Source organism: Pseudomonas rhizoryzae, assembly GCF_005250615.1.
Classification (GTDB): Bacteria; Pseudomonadota; Gammaproteobacteria; order Pseudomonadales; family Pseudomonadaceae; genus Chryseomonas; species Chryseomonas rhizoryzae.
Map to the genome: position 1 here is coordinate 31,606 of NZ_SULM01000003.1, position 16,657 is coordinate 48,262.

Below are 16,657 nucleotides of genomic sequence, written 5' to 3' on the forward strand. Positions count from 1 at the left end.
GAGCCCACCTCGGGCTCACGGCCCTCCTGCTTTCGAAGATGCTTCGGCGGGCGCCTTTGCTACCTCAGCCGGCGCTTCCTCCGCGGCGACGACTGTCTCGGCCGGCGGCTCGCTGTGCATTTGCTCCTGGACGACCTGACTGTCGACCCGCGGATCGAGGGCCGCTGCCAGGGGCGAACTGGTAGACCCCTCGGGCATGGGCACATGATTGAGCGGCGCCTCGTCGACCAGATGTTTACCGGTTACCGCATCGGGCCGGATCCGCCAGATGAGGACGCCACCGCACAGGACGACAAAAGCGTAGAGCATATTGGGCCCGATCAGATTCATCAGGGCCCCCACCGCCAGCGGACCGATACAGGCCCCCAGACCAAAGGTGACCAGCAGCATGGCGCTCAGGGAAACGCGGTGCTCTCCTTCGATGTGATCGTTGGAGAGCGCGACCGCCAGAGGATAGAGCACGAACTGCAGCAGACTGACGATCAAGCCCAAGGGCAACAGCACCACCGGTGGAACATGTGGCAATACGGCCAGTGGCAGGGCCGCGATGGTGAGCGCTATGGCGATCGTCCGGATCAAGCCACTGCGATCATGCCGATCCGACAGCCAGCCGATCGGCCATTGGGCGATCAGACCGGCGAAGATGCAACAGGCCATGAACAGACCGATGCGCTCGGTTGGCAGGCCCTGGGCGCTGGCATAGAGCGGTGCCAGACCGTAGAAGGAGCCGATCACCAGGCCGGCGACCAGGGTAGTGGTCAGCGACTGCGGAACCCGCTGGATGAAGAAGGTGGGCTCCAAGGATGCCGGCTTGAGCGGCGCCGGGTGAATCTTGCCGGTCACTGCCACGGGCACCAGGCACAGGGCGTAGCAGATGGCGACCAGCATCAGCTTGTCGACATCCAGATCGGGCGAGGCTACCAGCACCGTCTGGCCCAGGGCGAGACCAAGGTAGGAAGCGGTCATGTAGCCGGAAAAGACCTTGCCCCGCTCGCCCGGACCGGCCTGCTCGTTGAGCCAGCTCTCCAGGACCATGTACTGGCACATCATGCTCATCCCGATGAGCAGTCGCAGGCCCAGCCACACCGGCAACCAAGGCAGTAGGCCGATGCCGAGCACGGCCGCGCCGGCGATGCCGGCACAGGTCACGTAGGCGCGAATATGACCCACCCTGGCGATCAGCCGATGCCCCAGCTTGCCGCCGATCACCAGCCCCAGGTAATAGGCGGCGGTCAGGGCACCGACCCAAATCCCTTGCACCTGTTCTGCTGCCAGGCGCAGCCCCAGATAGGTGCTCAGCAACCCGGTCCCGATCAACATCAACAGCGTCGCGAAATAAAGCCCGCGAAACGCCGACAGCACACGCCCCATTGCCTACTCCGTCCTCTCTTAGAAGCTGTTTACGATCTCGCGAGCTAGAGCCAAACAAGGCGAAAAGGCCTGAGAAAGCGCAGTTTACAAGTGGTAAATGAGCATTTCGAAGGCCTTTTCAACGGCGTTTGGCCGACGCGTAGCAGATCGTGAACAGCTTCTTACGCACCAGGCGAGCGCGACGGACTCAGCTTCGTCGTTGCGCCGCCAGTTGGGTATCCTCACCCAAGCGTGGATTGTAGTGCCCTGCACAGGCCTTCATCAGTACCTGTAGCACCGAAAGATTACCTCTTACGCTGCTGATCTTGGTGGGCACCTCGCCCTTCGGATAGCGTCTCACCGTGGGGAGTTCCACGCAGCGATAGCCCAATTTAGGCACGCGATAGGACAGATAGGCCAGCAATTCATAGGTACTGAACTCATCACGGAACGGCGCGACCCGCGGATCCAGCAACATGGCTCGGCTATAGGCGCGAAAACCCTGGGTGGTATCCGTCCAGTGGAAACCGGAGGCCAGGCTCAGCATGGGCGCATGGATGAAGCGAATGGCGAAGTCGCGGGACTTGGGCGTGTTCTCCGCCACGCCACCCGCGAGAAAGCGCGACGCCTGGACGAAGTCGTAGCCCTGCTCGATGGCTTCGATGAAGCGCGGGATGGCATCGGGATCGTCCTTGTCGTTGCCATCGATGGTGACGATGCCGGTGTAGCCTTCGTCGAGCACGAAGGCATAGGCGCAGCGCAACTGAGCACTGAGCTTGCCCGGTGCCGTCTTGACCAGCAGCCCGCGAACGCCCAGCTCTTGCAGCCGTTGCGACTCCAGCGAACCATCCGTGCTGCCACCGTCGACGATGATGACATCGGCGATATCGGCGATCTTCAACGCCGCCATGCGTCGCAGCAGACTGAGAATACGCTCGCCTTCGTTGATGACCGGAATCACCACGCAATGCGGACGGCTGCGGCCGTTCCAGAAGGTCGTCGTGTAGCTGGGTACCTGCCAGAGGGCACGCTCGGCGGTGGGAATTGCAGTGGTCATAGATCCTCCAGGGTCAACCGACACGGGCCGTGATGAGGGCGACACCGGCGATGATCAGGACGATGCCTGCCGCCGTGGTCCAGGGAAAGGCTTCGCGAAAGATCGCCACCGACAGCAGCGCGACGCTGGCGATGGCCCCGGCCGTCAGCACCGGATGCGCCACGTTCAACGGCAGCTTGGCCAGGGCGGCGGCATAGAGCAGGAACGCCAGACCGTACATGAAGAGACCCAGCCAGAACGGCCAGTTGGTCAGGGCGGCCATGGGATCGGCAGGACTGGGAAAACGCCGCGGTGGCAGCATCGCCATCTTCACCAGTACGCTCGCCGACGCATTGGAGGCGATACCCAGGATCAGAATCAGCCATTTCATGCGGCGGTCTCCGGCAGATCGCGATAGGCGCGGATGGCAACCTGTACCCCGCGCTCCAGCGCGGCCAGGTTGGAGCCCTGCTTGGCCGGTAGCATCTCGATGCTGACCACCTGCTCGGACAGCCGCCGGGTCAGGGCGAAGGCGATACCCTCGTGATTGGTCCCACCCTCCCCCAGGGTCACCAGGTCCGGCTCGCTGGCATGCACATGACCGATCAGCTCGGCGTGCTCTTCCAGCACCCGGGCGGCATCTTCCTCGTTGATGGTCAGGGCGCCGGTATCGAGCTGCATGCGGATCGCCGGATGAGCCACCGCCCGGACGACTGCGGCGGTGGAGTCGCTGTCGATCATGAAATTGGCGCCATAGCGCGGCGGATTGGGCTCCAGGCAGATCAGCACCCCATGGGCAGCGGCGACATCGCCCAGACGCAGGAAGAACTCGCGGGCCTGCGCCAGCGCCTGGTCATCGCTCAAGCTCGAGCGGTCGCGATTGCGCGGCGAGCCGAACACCAGCCGGGTGGCGCCCAGCCCTTGGGCGACCCGGCAGACACCTTCCAGTTGTGCGAGCAACGCCTGCTGGACGTCCCCGTCACCGAAGACATTGAGCCCAGTGGTACCGAACAGCAGCGCCTGCATGCCGGTGATCTCGATGCCCCGGGCCTGCCACTGCTGGCGTACCGTCTGGATCTCCTGAGTCGTTGCCGCCTTGGGATCGGCGAAATACTTGCCGGGGGCGATATCGATGGCATCCACCCGATACTGCTGCAGGATCTCGGCGACCATGGCGTCGTCGGGGACGTCCCAGGCGATATTGGAAATGGCGATGCGCATCACTGCCCCTCCGCCTTGATCACCGGAGGTTCCGACTGTGCATAGGCCCGCACCGCCAGCAAGGTGTCGCGGGCACTGTACTGGTAGCCATCGCGACCGCCGAAGACCTCCGCGTGGACACTACGGAAATCGTAGCGCGCGGGAGTGCCTTCCAGGGTGTTGCCGAACTCCCGGCCGAAGCCCTGGCTGGCGATGTCCGCCACACTGATGGGCTCGGCGGTCAGATGGACCAGGTCCAGGCCGGCCGCCTGGGCGGTCTGGATGTCGTAGCCGAGATTGACCATGGGATAGAACTGGAAGACGCCGCGGCTTTCCACCGCCTGCAGGTTGTTGTCGTTGAGCAGATCGTAGATCACGTTCTTGCGCAGCCCCGGGCCCACCAGCCCAGGCAGCCGGACGATCAGCGCCTTGGCGAAGTGCTCGCGCACGAACTGCTCCAGGCGATAGCGATTGGCGCCATAGGCATGCAGCCCCTCTTCGTTCACCGCGGTGGTTTCATCCACGCCGATCGGCTGCTTGAACACGTCCACGGTGCTGATCAGCACGAAGGAGTCACACTCGATACGAGAAAGATGGCTGATCAGGCCATCGATCTTCTGGCGATCGGCCGCGGGATCGCGGTTGGCGATCCACTTCTGTGCGGGCGCTCCGGCGCAGATCACCTGGCCATAGGGCCGATCGCCGATCTGCTCGATATTGGTGGAGCGGAACAGTGCACCGAAGGCCTTCTGCTTGAGCAGCGTCGACCCTACGAAGCCGCTGTACCCTATCAATGCGTCGGTCTTCATGTTGCTCACCCCTTGGTCTTGAATCTAAGGCAATAGTCCGTTTGGCACTCCTCGACGGGATAATGGGCGTCCAGGTAGGCCTTGAGTCGTGGAAACTTGTCGTGCATGGAGAGGTTGTTCAGGTTGAATGACCAGAACGTCGTCGAATACACCACCGCCGGTGGATCGGCATGCTGCAGATCGCTGAGCAGGTCCGCCTCGTAAGGCGGCGTGGCGTACACCGGATAGATGTACTTGGTGCAGGCCGGTAGATCGGTCACCCCATTGATGACCCCGTTATTGGCCAGATCGAAGACGCAGTGGGCGCCGCTTTCCAGCAGGCGTCGCGATGCCCATTGCACCCCGGGCGTCGCCAGGGCCGCGTCATCCGGCAAGGCGGTCAGCTCTGGTACCCAGGCGAGTCCCTGAGCCCACACCCGTTCCACCGGTGACTTGTAGAGGTTGAAGGCGGCGAGCAGCACCAGCAGCGCCGCCAGAGCCGGCACCAGCAACCGCCGACTGAAGGCCAGCAGTGCCCCCGCCAGCAGCACCGCGAAGAACGGCGAAGGATTAAGTCCGACCAGCCCCAGCAGCACGGCAGCGGCAATGGCCGCGGCGGCCGCGCGCGGGTGGGCCGAGATATCCCAGCCGCCGTTACGCGCGAGGCGCTGCCGCCGGGCCGCATAGAGCAGACTCAGCAGAGGCACCCAGAAGCCCATCTGGATGTGCTGGAAGTCCGCGCGATTGATCCCGATCTTGAAGAAGATCGCGAGCAGCGCCGCCAGAGCGCCGATTAATGGCAGATCCTCGCTCCAGCGCCACGGCCAGGGCAGACACCGGATCAGGGCGAAACCCGCCAGAGCCGTGGGCACCGCCAGCAGCAGGCTCAGCGCCAGCGGACGGGCACTGAGGCCGTAGCCCCACTGGGACGAAGTCTCCAGGAGGAAGGTCAGGTTCTTGACGTAATCGGTCAGGGCGAAGAAATCGGTACCAAAGCCAAGCCAGCCGACGGTCACCACGAAGCTCAGCAGCGACAGGACATGCCGCCGCTGCAGCAGCAGCGTGAGCAATACCGCCGAGCCGATGGCCAGCACCCCGGCGATGCCGCGATCATAGGACCAGAACACATTGAAGCCCGCCGCCAGGCCCAGCAGCACCTCACAGACCAGTCGCCGTGGTGTGGTCTCCACCTTGCGATGCAGGCAGAAGAGAAACAGGGACAGCAGCAGGAACAGATCGCGATAGCCCACCACCTGGGTGGCCACGGCTCCCACGGCGACCAGCAGGATCAGGCGCGCGCGGCCCTTGGGCACCGGGCACAGCAACACGGCCGTTCCCCAGAGCAGCAGTGCCGCACCGGTGTTGCACAGGCCATAGAGGATCTGGGTCACCAGAAAGGTGTGCTGGGCGCCGAACCAGGTCTGGGCCAGCCATACCGGGATGAAATCCAGTCCACCATGGATGGTGAAGGCATGGGCGCCCGGCTGACTGTGCAGCAGCGTCGGCAGCGTGGCGAAATACTCTCCCTGATGGAAGGGATCGAGGATGACGCCCTTGCCGAACAGGAAGAAGTTGATGACGGAAAAGACCAGAACGCTGATGAAGCCGGCGACGCCGGACACCCCCCTGGGTGTCGCTTCAGTGGAAGGGTTCGGCATCGAGGCGCTCCAGGGCATCGAAAATGTTGTCGATCTTGCCGCCCAGCATCGAATAGCAGCCGGGCAGTTCGGCATGCTGCTCGAAGAGAATGGGGCGGCCGTCGTCACCTTCGTTCTTCATCAGGATGGTCTTCACCTCGAACAGCGAATCCCGGTACTCCACCCGGGCCGCATCCGCCATGTAGCGCGCCACGTCGCGGACCATCCAATCGGCACGGGAAGCGCGATCGTAGTCGTCGAGGCGGGCGTAGGGATCCGTGCCGTTGGCGTCCTCCCAGTTCAGATGCGGGGTGTAGCGCACGTGCGACAGGGTATGCAGGCCCCGCGCCGGGAAGGGCATCATCGAGAAGAAGGGACCATCCATCACCGTGACCCCGAGGTTACGCAGCTCCGGCGGCATCTCGACCAGCGCCATCTCGGTGATTTCGTGCCGCAAGCGCGTGGTCGTACCCGGGAAGTCCCCGGTGTACTGGTTGAGGCCGCTATAGGTGCAATTGAACAGATAGCGGCACTGCATTTCTTGTTGCCCCGCGTCCCCTACGACCTCGACGCTCAAGCCATCCGAGGTACCGTGAATCGCGGTGACCCTGCTGTTGAACAGCAACTCGACTCCGACCGCATCGAGTTCGCGACTCACCTCGCCGGCGAGCACGGCGGAATTGAAGGCGTACTCTTCGGTGAGATAAACCGCCTCGATGAGACGATTGTCGAAGAGCCGGGAAAACTCTTCGGGGGCCGGCTGTAGAGAGGCCTCGATACCCTGGCAGAAGCGCTCGAACTGCTTGGCGGTTACCTTCGAGTTGTTGCGGGCGATGGCATACAACTTGGTGAAATCCCGCACCACGACATCAGGATAATCACGCAGGAATCTCGGCAAGTTCACGCGACTGCGAAAGGCGGTGACGAAACTACGCGGATAGTGATAACCGTTATGGACACGGGCCTGATTGTGATAGGAAGCACGTTTGAGCAAGCCGTCTTCCCGCTCTATCAAGGTGACCTTGGCGAAGCCCCTTACCCGCATCAGATAAAGGGCCGTCATGGCGCCATAGAAGCCACCCCCAATGACGATCGCATCTTTCATGATCGTCCTCAGGCCACGCCAGTTTGAGTTGCCGGCCTCGCACTGCCGCCCTGGACCACTTCGACATTGAGCTTGTCCCGGCGCGTCATGACCGCGCTGGTGAACTCTTGGGCCACGTGATACAGCGGGCCTTCATTGGCTCTATGGGTCAACTGCAGGACATATTCACCCAGTACCAGCAGTACCAGCGATATCAGAAAGAACATGCCGGACTGCTGTAATGAAATGGTCACCCAGCCAGGCGCCACATCATCTTTGAACAGTCCTACCGCAATGACGTAGAGGGAATAGAGCAGGTTCGACAAGGCGCCGACGATGGACAGGAAACTGACCATCCGCATCGGCTTGCGCGTGGACGACACCAGCAGGCGCGCCCCCTTGTCGAAGTTGCCGGACAGCCGCTTGGTCCTATTACTGCGCGGTTGCGCGCTGTATTCCAGGTTACTGCGGGAAAACCCTGCCGTGGCCGGTAGATGTCGATAGGTCAAGGCCGGCGCCGGATGGCGCAGGATGTAGTTGATGACCTTCTTGCTGAGCATCCGGTACTGGGGCGCATCCTTGGCGAGGTCCACCCCGTTGAAACGCTTGTAGAGAGAGTTGAAGCCCTTGGCGAACAGGCTGTACGAAAATGTCTGGCGAACTTTCTGCCGGTTGTTGGCGAACACGACGTCGGCGCCCTCGGCCGCGTGCCTCAGCATCTCCGGCAAGAAGGCGATGTCGTCTGTTTCGGGGTCGATAACTACCGCGAAGTCGCCCAGCGCATTTTCCAGGCCCACCCAGGCCGCAGTATCGGAATCCACTTCCTTAGTCAGAGCATATACTTGGAGATTGGGCAGTCCATTGATGCTGGTCAATTGCTTTAAGCAGGCTACGCTGTCATCAGCGGAGGCGTTGTCGACGATGATAAGTTCGTAGTCACTCACCACTGGACCGACTACCGCTGCGGCACGCTCCAAGGCGCCTTGCAGCTCGGTTGCTTGATTACGAACGACGAACACGACTGAAAGTAGGACGGGATAAAAGGCCATGACGCGAACCTCCAGAGGCGTGCCAGATTCATGCAATGCAGACGGTTAGCCATCGGAGAGTACAGATAAATTCGTCAGGTTTATTTCGGCTGCGCTACGCTGTGATCACAGCCACAAATCGCTATTGGAAGAGCGTGGAAGTCAAACAAGGTCGCTGTTTTTACCCTATCCTTCAGAACTGCTGTAACGGTTCGGCAAGAACTAAGGCACGACGAAGGACGCAGGAAGGAAATGCGGAAGACAGAATTGAATCTGGTGTCCCAGAGTGGGGTCGAACCACCAACCTTCCCCTTAGGAGGGGGATGCTCTATCCAATTGAGCTACTGGGACATGGAGGGGCGCCCATGGTAATGGGCAGCGAGAATTTTGTCATGTTCCGGTTGAAAGCGGCCCTGGGCTCTGTACGAAAAGTCGCCGAGCGAAGGTCAGGCGAAGCCTTTTTCAACGAGGCATCACCGAGCGCAGGCATTTTTCGTACAGAGCTTAACAGGCCGACACTGTGAAAAAGGCGGCATGATCGCGAGGCGGCTTTGCAATTTCGGCGGCACGTCGGTAAATTGACGTCAACAAAAAGTAAAGCTAAGGACGGTATCGTTGCAGCGTCCAAGGTGCCCGTGATCGCTAGCGGAACGAGACGAGGGCTTACGCCTTCACTGATTTTGACTCCAGATGAAGTACCTCAATGACCCAGGCCATTAGATCCTACTCAAGCCGTACCGCTGACAAGTTCGTCGTGCGTCTACCCGAAGGCATGCGAGAGCGCATCGCGGATGTGGCCCGCAACCATCACCGCAGCATGAACTCCGAAATCATTGCGCGCCTCGAACAGAGTCTGCAGCAAGAAGGCGCCCTGGGCGACGAACCCGGGCTACGCCTGGACAGCCCCGAGATCACCGCCAACGAGCGAGAATTGTTGCAGCGGTTTCGCCAGTTGTCTGGTCGGCAGCAGAACGCACTGATCTCTTTGATCGCCCACGACATCGACGCCGCTTCCTAGTGACATCCAGGCTGCCCTGGTCTTGGGCAGCCTTTCGCCGTAGCGCCACCTCAGCTACATGAGGAACAGGGTGGCGAGCCCCAGGAAGATGAAGAAGCCACCGCTGTCCGTCACCGCGGTGATCAGCACGCTCGAGCCCATTGCCGGATCGCGACCGAAGCGTTGCAATGTCATGGGAATGAGCACACCCATGAAAGCCGCGAGCAGCAGGTTCAGCGTCATGGCCCCCATCATGACCAGGCCGAGCGACCAGCTGTTGTACAGATAGAAGGCTACCAGGCCGATCACGCCCCCCCAGATGACCCCATTGCACAGGGCCACGCCCATCTCCTTGCGCAGCAATCTGGCGGTATTGGTGACGCTGATCTGACCCAGCGCCATGGCCCGTACGATCATGGTGATGGCCTGATTACCCGAGTTGCCGCCGATCCCGGCGACAATGGGCATGAGCGCGGCCAAGGCCACCAGCTTTTCGATCGAACCCTCGAACAGCCCGATCACTCGCGAAGCGATGAAGGCGGTGATGAGGTTGGTCGCCAGCCAGGTCCAACGGTTGCCCACCGATTTCCAGACCGAGGCGAAGACGTCTTCGTCCTCGCGCAGACCGGCCATGTTCAGGACTTCGCTTTCGCTCTCCTCACGGATCAGGTCGACCATCTCGTCGATGGTGAGACGGCCGATCAGCTTGCCGTTCTTGTCCACCACCGGTGCCGAGACCAGGTCGTAGCGTTCGAAGGCCTGGGCCGCGTCATAGGCGTCGCCATCGGGATGGAAGGCCACCGCTTCCTTGGCCATGACCTCGGCCACCAGCTTCTCCGGGTCGTTGACCAGCAGGCGCTTGATGGGTAGCACGCCCTTGAGAATGCTGTCGGTATCGACCACGAAGAGCTTGTCGGTGTGGTCGGGCAGCTCCTTGAGCCGACGCAGATAGCGCAACACCACTTCCAAGGCGACATCATCACGGATGGTGACCATCTCGAAGTCCATCAGGGCGCCGACCTGATCCTCTTCGTAGGACAGAGCGGAACGCACCCGCTCGCGCTGCTGGGCGTCGAGCGCTTCCATGAGCTCATGCACGACATCGCGCGGCAGATCAGGCGCCAGATCCGCGAGTTCGTCAGCATCAAGCTGACCGGCCACCGCCAGGATTTCCTGATCGTCCATGTCGGCGATCAGGGTTTCGCGGACAGCGTCCGAGACCTCGAGCAGGATCTCGCCATCGCGCTCCGTCTTGACCAGCCCCCAGACGGTCAGGCGATCCTCTTGCGGCAAGGCCTCGAGGATGAAGGCGACGTCTGCGGGGTGCAGCTCGTCCAGCCGAGCGCGCAGTTCTTCGAGGCCTTCTTCGGGAATATCGGAGGGAGAAACCGGGCCCAGGTCCTGGGCTTCACGCGCCTCGACGGCGAGGTCGTAGCGCTCCAGCAATTCCACGACCTGGGCGAGTCGCTCTTGCAGCGTCTCGTGGGGTTTTCTGACTTCTGCTTCGTTCACTACGTTCATAGCGCGCTCCGGCCTGCCGGCGGAGCGCACCGACGGACCCTATTTCAACAACGGGACGAAAACGACGATTAGGTGTTGACTGGGTAAGTCCATGAGGGGGTGACCACTGCCCCGGCGGGGCTGACGGCGGGGATGATACACCGGAGCGCTGGCGGGCGCGAAGGCAAAAGGTTTTCAAAACAGCTATTTGCAAGGCTTTTTCGGATTTTGGAAAAGCGCTCATCCGACCGTCGTCTGGCAACCAATACTTCGCTAAGCTTTAGGCAGATACGTCAGGGAGGACGTTCCATGAAGAAGTTGCTCGCGCTCGGCCTTTCGCTGGGCTGCCTCGCTGCCCAGGCCGCCACGGTCTATCGCTGCGAGGATGCCAGCGGCCATCTCACCTTTTCCGCCACCGGCTGCGCCCTCGATAGCGAAAGCAGCCTACAGGCTGCGGAAAACGCGCGTCCGGGTGGGGCCAAACCGACCGTGATGGCCAAGCCGAAGGCGGGTGCGCACCGAGCGACCCCGCGCGAACCGACGGTGGTCGGCAGCAAGGCGGATGGCTGTGGCGACCTGCTCACCGCCAGCGAAAGGCGTCAGGCGATCATTCGTGGCCAGGTCAAGGCCGGCATGAATCGAGCGGATGTGGAGAACGCCCTGGGCCAGCCGCGGCGGATTTCGCAGCTGGATACCGTCACCCGTTATCACTACGATGCGCGCAACCGGCAGGAGCGCGCCCGCCTGGTGACCTTCGACGAGAACGGCTGCGTGCGCAAGCGTTGACGCACGCAGCTCCCAATTAGAGCCTGTTCAAAGTCTCGCGAGCTAGAGACAAACAAGGCGAAAGTGGCTGAGGAAGCGGAGTTTACAAATAGTAAATGAGCATTCCGAAGCCATTTTCAACGCCGTTTGGCCGACGCGCAGCAGACTTTGGACAGGTTCTTAGAGCACGGCGCGCGGATAGGAACCTAACACCTTCAGCGCCACGGCGCTGCTGGACAGCCGCTCCAGGACATCGCGGATCAGCGGATCGGCCTGATGGCCGACGAAGTCGATGAAGAAGACGTAGGTCCACTTGCCGCTGCGCGAGGGTCGCGTCTCGATCCGGCTGAGGTCGATGTTGTTGGCATGGAACGGCAGCAGCAGTTCGTGCAGGGCACCCGGTTTGTTCTGCATGGAGACGATGATGGATGTCTTGTCGTCGCCACTGGGTGGCACGTCCTGGTTGCCGATGATGAGGAAGCGGGTGGAATTGTCCGGCCGGTCCTCGATCTTCTGCTGTACCGGGGTGAGCCCATAGAGCGAGGCGGCCATGTCGCCGGCGATGGCCGCGCTGTTCCACTCCCCTTTCACCCGCCGCGCCGCCTCGGCGTTGCTGGCCACCGCCACGCGCTCGACGCTGGGATAGTAGGAGTCCAGCCACTTGCGGCACTGGGCCAGGGATTGGGCATGGGAATAGATGCGGGTGATGCTGTCGGCCTTGGTGTTCTCGCCGATCAGCAGGTGGTGGTGGATACGCAGCTCCACCTCGCCACAGATCGACAGGTTGTGCTCGAGGAAGCTGTCCAGGGTGTGGTTGACCGCACCCTCGGTGGAGTTTTCCACCGGCACCACGCCGAAGTTGGAGGCGCCGGCGGCAACCTCGCGGAACACCTCGTCGATGGCCGCCATGGGCCGCGTCACCACGGCCTTGCCGAAGTGCTTGAGCGCGGCGGCCTGGGAGAAGGTGCCTTCCGGGCCTAGATAGGCCACGTGCAGCGGCTCTTCCAGAGCCAGGCAGCAGGACATGATCTCGCGGAACAGCCGCGCCATGTCTTCGTTGCCCACCGGACCACCATTGCGCTCCATCACGCGCTTGAGCACCTGGGCCTCGCGCTCGGGTCGATAGAACACGGGCTTCTCGCCCTCCGCCAGCGTCTTCATCTTGACCCGCGCCACGTCCTGGGCGCAGCGGGCGCGTTCGCTGATCAGCTCCTGGATGCGTTCGTCCAGGCTGTCGATGCGCAGGCGCAGGGCCTTGAGCTCGTGTTCCGACATGGTTAGCCGTGCTCCTTCTCGAATTCGGCCAGGTAGGTCACCAGGGCCTGGACGGCCTCCAGGGTGACGGCGTTGTAGATGGAGGCGCGCATGCCGCCCACCGAACGGTGCCCCTGAAGATACAGCAACCCACGCTCGTCGGCGCCCTTGAGGAAGGCCTTGTCCAAGCGCTCGTCGGCCAGGCGGAAGGGCACGTTCATCCAGGAGCGATCGTTCTTGGCGATGGGGTTGCTGTAGAAGTCGCTGTTGTCGATGAAGCCGTACAACAGGTCCTTCTTCTGGCGATTCAGCCGCTCCATGGCGGGCAGGCCGCCCTGCTCCTTGAGCCACTTGAACACTAGGCCCGAGAGGTACCAGGAGAAGGTCGCCGGGGTGTTGTACATGGAGCCGTTGTCGGCCTCGACCTTGTAGTCCAGCAGCGTCGGGCAGGCGGCGCGGGCGCGACCCAGGAGGTCTTCGCGGACGATCACCACCACCAGGCCGCTGGGCCCGATGTTCTTCTGGGCGCCGGCGTAGATCAGGCCGAAGCGCGAGACGTCCAGCGGACGCGAGAGGATGTCGGAAGAGGCATCCGCCACCAGGGGCACATCGCCGACTTCGGGAATCCAGTCGAACTCCAGGCCGCCGATGGTTTCGTTGGGCGTGTAGTGGACGTAGGCGGCGTCCTTGGACAGCTGCCACTCGTTCTGCCCGGGGATGGCGAAGTAATCGTACTGCTTGGCGCTCGCGGCGACGTTGACGGCGCCATAGTGCTGCGCCTGCTCGATGGCCTTGCGCGACCAGATGCCGGTGTCTATGTAGTCGGCCTTGCCGCCCTCGGGCATCAGGTTCATCGCCAGCTGGGCGAATTGCAGGCTGGCGCCGCCCTGCAGGAACAACACCTTGTAGTTGTTGGGGATGACCAGCAACTCGCGCAGATCGGCTTCGGCCTGGCTGGAGATGGCGGTGAAGTCTTCACCGCGGTGGCTCATCTCCATCACCGACAGGCCACGCCCCTGCCAATCCAGCAGATCGGCCTGGGCCTGGCGCAGCACCGCTTCGGGCAGGGCCGCCGGGCCGGCGCAGAAGTTGTAGGCACGCTTGCTCATCGCTCGTCATCCTCGTCGGGAAGGTCATCGCTCGGCACGTCGCTGGCGCCGGGTAGCACATCGTCCTGGTCCGGTTCGTGGCTGTCGACCGGCAATTCCTTGTCGAGCACCTCACCGTCCAGTTCGGCCTCGTGGTCCAGCAGCTCTTCGTCCACCGAAGGCTCCTGCACCCGCTCCAGGCCCACCAGCTTCTCGCCCTTGCCAAGCTTGATCAAGGTGACACCCTGGGTGTTACGACCGGTCCGGGAGATGCCTTCCACCGGGGTGCGCACCAGGGTGCCTTGGTCGGAGATCAGCATGATCTCTTCGCCGTCCAGCACCTGGATGGCGCCGATCAGGGGACCGTTACGCTCGTTGATGACCATGGCGATCACGCCCTGGCCACCGCGACCACGCTGCGGGTATTCGGCCATGGCGGTGCGCTTGCCGAAGCCGTTGAGGCTGGCGGTGAGTATCTCGGCGCCCGGCTCGGGGATCAGCATGGAGATCAGGCGCTGGCCTTCGGCCAGGCGCATGCCGCGCACGCCGCGGGCGGTACGGCCCATGGTGCGCACGTGACGTTCCTTGAAACGGATGACCTTGCCGCCGTCGGAGAACAGCATGACTTCGCGGGCGCCATCGGTGATGGCGGCGGCGATCAGGCTGTCGCCCTCTTCCAGCTTCAGCGCGATCAGGCCGTTGCTGCGCGGACGGCTGAATTGCACCAGCGGGGTCTTCTTCACGGTGCCGTTGCGGGTGGCCATGAAGATGTAGGCACCGGTGGGCTCGTCCTGGCCGGCATCGACGACCTCGCCCTCCTCGCCTTCGCTCTCGACGTCGTCTTCCACCAGCACGGCGTCTTCGATGTCCAGGTTGTCGTCCTGCTCGCCCAGGTCCTCGTCACCGAGGGGCGCCTGCTGGCGCACGGCTTCCAAATCGACCGGCAGCATGGCGGTGATGCGCTCGCCCTCGGCCAGCGGCAAGAGGTTCACCAGCGGACGGCCACGGGCGGCGCGGGAGGCCTCGGGGATCTCGTAGGTACGCTTCCAGTAGACCTTGCCTAGGCTGGAGAACAGCAGCAGGGTCGTATGGCTGTTGGCGACCAGCAGGTGTTCGATGTAGTCCTCATCCTTGACCGCCGAAGCCGAGCGGCCGCGACCGCCACGGCGCTGCGCCTGGTAGGCGTGCAGCGGCTGGGACTTGGCGTAGCCGCCATGGGAAATGGTGACGACGCGGTCTTCCTCGGTGATGAGGTCGGCGATGGTCAGGTCCACCTGGGAGGCGACGATCTCGGTACGACGCTTGTCGCCGAACTCGGCCTTGACCTTCTCCAGCTCTTCGCGGATGACTTCCATCAGCCGTTCGGGGTTGGTGAGGATGCGGATCAGCTCGCCGATCTGCTGCAGGATCTCCTGGTACTCGGCGATGAGCTTTTCGTGCTCCAGGCCGGTCAGGCGGTGCAGGCGCAGATCGAGGATGGCCTGGGCCTGTTCGGGCGAGAGGTGGTACTTGCCCTCGTGCAGGCCGTATTGCTCGGGCAGGTCGTCCGGACGGCAGGAGTCGGCCCCGGCGCGCTCGACCATCTCGCGTACCGCGCTGGACTCCCAAGGCGTGGCGATCAGGCGTTCCTTGGCTTCGGCCGGGGTCGGCGACGTCTTGATCAGCTCGATGACCGGATCGATGTTGGACAGGGCGACCGCCTGGCCTTCGAGGATGTGACCACGCTCGCGCGCCTTGCGCAGTTCATAGACGGTGCGCCGGGTAACGACTTCGCGACGATGGCGAATGAAGGCTTCCAGCAGCTCCTTGAGGTTCAGGGTGCGCGGCTGGCCGTCGAGCAGGGCCACCACGTTGATGCCGAACACCGTCTGCAGCTGGGTCTGGGCGTAGAGGTTGTTGAGCACCACCTCGGGGGTTTCGCCGCGGCGCAGCTCGATGACCACGCGCATGCCGTCCTTGTCGGACTCGTCGCGCAGCTCGGTGATGCCTTCGATCTTCTTCTCTTTCACCAGCTCGGCGATCTTCTCGATCAGCCGCGCCTTGTTGAGCTGGTAGGGCAGCTCGGTGATGACGATCTGCTGGCGATTGGCGCTCTTGTCGATGTCCTCGACCTCGGCGCGGGCCCGCACATAGATGCGGCCACGACCGGTGCGATAGGCCTCGATGATGCCGGCGCGACCGTTGATGATGCCCGCGGTCGGGAAGTCCGGACCGGGGATGTACTGCATCAGGTCGTCGACGGTCAGCTCGCTGTTCTCGATCAGCGCCAGGCAGCCATCGATCACCTCGCCCAGGTTGTGCGGCGGGATGTTGGTGGCCATGCCGACCGCGATACCGCTGGAGCCGTTGACCAGCAGGTTGGGGATACGCGTGGGCATCACCGCCGGGATCTGCTCGGTGCCGTCGTAGTTGGGCACCCAATCGACGGTCTCTTTATCCAGGTCGGCGAGCAGCTCGTGGGCGAGCTTGGACATCCGCACTTCGGTGTAACGCATGGCGGCGGCGTTGTCGCCGTCCACCGAACCGAAGTTGCCCTGGCCGTCCACCAGCATGTAGCGCAGCGAGAAAGGCTGCGCCATCCGGACGATGGTGTCGTAGACGGCGGTGTCGCCGTGGGGGTGGTATTTACCGATGACGTCACCCACCACACGGGCGGATTTCTTGTACGGCTTGTTCCAGTCGTTGCCCAGTTCGCTCATGGCGTAGAGCACGCGCCGGTGCACCGGCTTGAGACCGTCGCGTACATCCGGCAGGGCCCGGCCGACGATGACGCTCATCGCGTAGTCGAGATACGACTGTCGCAGTTCGTCTTCGATATTGACCGGGAGGATTTCTTTGGCCAGTTCACCCATGAGAAGCCTGGTTCCTTCTGATCTGAGAAGCGCTATGCAAAGAGCGAAATTCTAACACATTCAGGGACGTATCCGCCG

14 protein-coding genes and 1 tRNA gene are annotated in these 16,657 nt (G+C 62.8%); 2 read left to right on the top strand and 13 right to left on the bottom strand.

The annotated features are described in order from the left end of the window. Positions 1-15 precede the first annotated feature (15 nt). The 9 genes from FAZ11_RS04720 to FAZ11_RS04760 all read right to left on the bottom strand — a co-directional run bounded on the left by FAZ11_RS04720 (position 16) and on the right by FAZ11_RS04760 (position 8,474). The gene (locus tag FAZ11_RS04720) at positions 16-1,371 is read right to left on the bottom strand and encodes an MFS transporter (protein ID WP_058761575.1); all 1,356 of its coding nucleotides are present in this window, start codon (positions 1,369-1,371) and stop codon (positions 16-18) included. Positions 1,372-1,558: 187 nt separating this feature from the next. Next, complete coding sequence (locus FAZ11_RS04725) at positions 1,559-2,407, bottom strand: glycosyltransferase family 2 protein (protein ID WP_058772730.1); 849 nt, start codon at positions 2,405-2,407, stop codon at positions 1,559-1,561. Between the two features lie 13 nt (positions 2,408-2,420). Next, entirely contained in the window at positions 2,421-2,777 is a 357-nt protein-coding gene (locus tag FAZ11_RS04730; RefSeq protein WP_058761573.1) for an SMR family transporter, read from the bottom strand. After that, positions 2,774-3,607, bottom strand: coding sequence for a sugar phosphate isomerase/epimerase family protein (locus FAZ11_RS04735; protein ID WP_058772731.1), 834 nt, complete (start codon positions 3,605-3,607; stop codon positions 2,774-2,776). The genes FAZ11_RS04730 and FAZ11_RS04735 overlap by 4 nt, the downstream gene beginning before the upstream one ends. Then, positions 3,607-4,395 (bottom strand): NAD-dependent epimerase/dehydratase family protein, encoded by a 789-nt coding sequence (locus FAZ11_RS04740; RefSeq protein ID WP_058772732.1) that lies wholly within the window; start codon positions 4,393-4,395, stop codon positions 3,607-3,609. The genes FAZ11_RS04735 and FAZ11_RS04740 overlap by 1 nt, the downstream gene beginning before the upstream one ends. Before the next feature lie 5 nt (positions 4,396-4,400). Beyond that, complete coding sequence (locus FAZ11_RS04745) at positions 4,401-6,032, bottom strand: hypothetical protein (RefSeq protein WP_240043563.1); 1,632 nt, start codon at positions 6,030-6,032, stop codon at positions 4,401-4,403. Continuing rightward, on the bottom strand, positions 6,013-7,116 hold the full coding sequence (locus FAZ11_RS04750; protein WP_081319992.1) for an FAD-dependent oxidoreductase: 1,104 nt from the start codon (positions 7,114-7,116) through the stop codon (positions 6,013-6,015). Before FAZ11_RS04750 ends, FAZ11_RS04745 begins: the two co-directional genes overlap by 20 nt. Before the next feature lie 8 nt (positions 7,117-7,124). Next, positions 7,125-8,144: a glycosyltransferase gene (locus tag FAZ11_RS04755; protein ID WP_058772734.1), complete on the bottom strand. Its 1,020-nt coding sequence runs from the start codon at positions 8,142-8,144 to the stop codon at positions 7,125-7,127. Positions 8,145-8,397: 253 nt separating this feature from the next. Beyond that, a tRNA-Arg gene (locus FAZ11_RS04760) sits at positions 8,398-8,474 on the bottom strand. Between the two features lie 352 nt (positions 8,475-8,826). Between FAZ11_RS04760 and FAZ11_RS04765 the strand changes: the two genes are divergently transcribed. Next, positions 8,827-9,141 (top strand): Arc family DNA-binding protein, encoded by a 315-nt coding sequence (locus tag FAZ11_RS04765; protein WP_058761568.1) that lies wholly within the window; start codon positions 8,827-8,829, stop codon positions 9,139-9,141. Positions 9,142-9,195: 54 nt separating this feature from the next. Here FAZ11_RS04765 and mgtE read toward each other — a convergent pair whose 3' ends face one another. Continuing rightward, positions 9,196-10,641: a magnesium transporter gene (mgtE, locus tag FAZ11_RS04770; RefSeq protein ID WP_420849633.1), complete on the bottom strand. Its 1,446-nt coding sequence runs from the start codon at positions 10,639-10,641 to the stop codon at positions 9,196-9,198. Positions 10,642-10,929: 288 nt separating this feature from the next. Between mgtE and FAZ11_RS04775 the strand changes: the two genes are divergently transcribed. Continuing rightward, on the top strand, positions 10,930-11,406 hold the full coding sequence (locus tag FAZ11_RS04775) for a DUF4124 domain-containing protein (protein ID WP_058772735.1): 477 nt from the start codon (positions 10,930-10,932) through the stop codon (positions 11,404-11,406). 159 nt (positions 11,407-11,565) lie between these two features. Here the strand turns inward: FAZ11_RS04775 and pheA are convergent, their stop codons facing one another. From pheA to gyrA, 3 genes are read right to left on the bottom strand one after another with little or no spacing between them, the layout of a single operon-like run. Then, a complete protein-coding gene (gene pheA / locus FAZ11_RS04780; RefSeq protein ID WP_058761566.1) occupies positions 11,566-12,660 on the bottom strand; it encodes a prephenate dehydratase in 1,095 nt (364 codons plus the stop codon). A 2-nt stretch (positions 12,661-12,662) separates the two neighbouring features. Next, complete coding sequence (gene serC / locus FAZ11_RS04785) at positions 12,663-13,748, bottom strand: 3-phosphoserine/phosphohydroxythreonine transaminase (RefSeq protein ID WP_058761565.1); 1,086 nt, start codon at positions 13,746-13,748, stop codon at positions 12,663-12,665. Beyond that, a complete protein-coding gene (gene gyrA, locus FAZ11_RS04790; RefSeq protein WP_058765915.1) occupies positions 13,745-16,579 on the bottom strand; it encodes a DNA gyrase subunit A in 2,835 nt (944 codons plus the stop codon). Before gyrA ends, serC begins: the two co-directional genes overlap by 4 nt. Positions 16,580-16,657: the final 78 nt, after the last annotated feature.

What these genes read in the sequence shown, in the direction of transcription:
- FAZ11_RS04720 (WP_058761575.1), bottom strand. Translation starts at nt 1,371, where the DNA reads ATGGGGCGTGTGCTGTCGGCGTTTCGCGGGCTTTATTTCGCGACGCTG.
- FAZ11_RS04725 (WP_058772730.1), bottom strand. Translation starts at nt 2,407, where the DNA reads ATGACCACTGCAATTCCCACCGCCGAGCGTGCCCTCTGGCAGGTACCC.
- FAZ11_RS04730 (WP_058761573.1), bottom strand. Translation starts at nt 2,777, where the DNA reads ATGAAATGGCTGATTCTGATCCTGGGTATCGCCTCCAATGCGTCGGCG.
- FAZ11_RS04735 (WP_058772731.1), bottom strand. Translation starts at nt 3,607, where the DNA reads ATGCGCATCGCCATTTCCAATATCGCCTGGGACGTCCCCGACGACGCC.
- FAZ11_RS04740 (WP_058772732.1), bottom strand. Translation starts at nt 4,395, where the DNA reads ATGAAGACCGACGCATTGATAGGGTACAGCGGCTTCGTAGGGTCGACG.
- FAZ11_RS04745 (WP_240043563.1), bottom strand. Translation starts at nt 6,032, where the DNA reads ATGCCGAACCCTTCCACTGAAGCGACACCCAGGGGGGTGTCCGGCGTC.
- FAZ11_RS04750 (WP_081319992.1), bottom strand. Translation starts at nt 7,116, where the DNA reads ATGAAAGATGCGATCGTCATTGGGGGTGGCTTCTATGGCGCCATGACG.
- FAZ11_RS04755 (WP_058772734.1), bottom strand. Translation starts at nt 8,144, where the DNA reads ATGGCCTTTTATCCCGTCCTACTTTCAGTCGTGTTCGTCGTTCGTAAT.
- FAZ11_RS04765 (WP_058761568.1), top strand. Translation starts at nt 8,827, where the DNA reads ATGACCCAGGCCATTAGATCCTACTCAAGCCGTACCGCTGACAAGTTC.
- mgtE (WP_420849633.1), bottom strand. Translation starts at nt 10,641, where the DNA reads ATGAACGTAGTGAACGAAGCAGAAGTCAGAAAACCCCACGAGACGCTG.
- FAZ11_RS04775 (WP_058772735.1), top strand. Translation starts at nt 10,930, where the DNA reads ATGAAGAAGTTGCTCGCGCTCGGCCTTTCGCTGGGCTGCCTCGCTGCC.
- pheA (WP_058761566.1), bottom strand. Translation starts at nt 12,660, where the DNA reads ATGTCGGAACACGAGCTCAAGGCCCTGCGCCTGCGCATCGACAGCCTG.
- serC (WP_058761565.1), bottom strand. Translation starts at nt 13,748, where the DNA reads ATGAGCAAGCGTGCCTACAACTTCTGCGCCGGCCCGGCGGCCCTGCCC.
- gyrA (WP_058765915.1), bottom strand. Translation starts at nt 16,579, where the DNA reads ATGGGTGAACTGGCCAAAGAAATCCTCCCGGTCAATATCGAAGACGAA.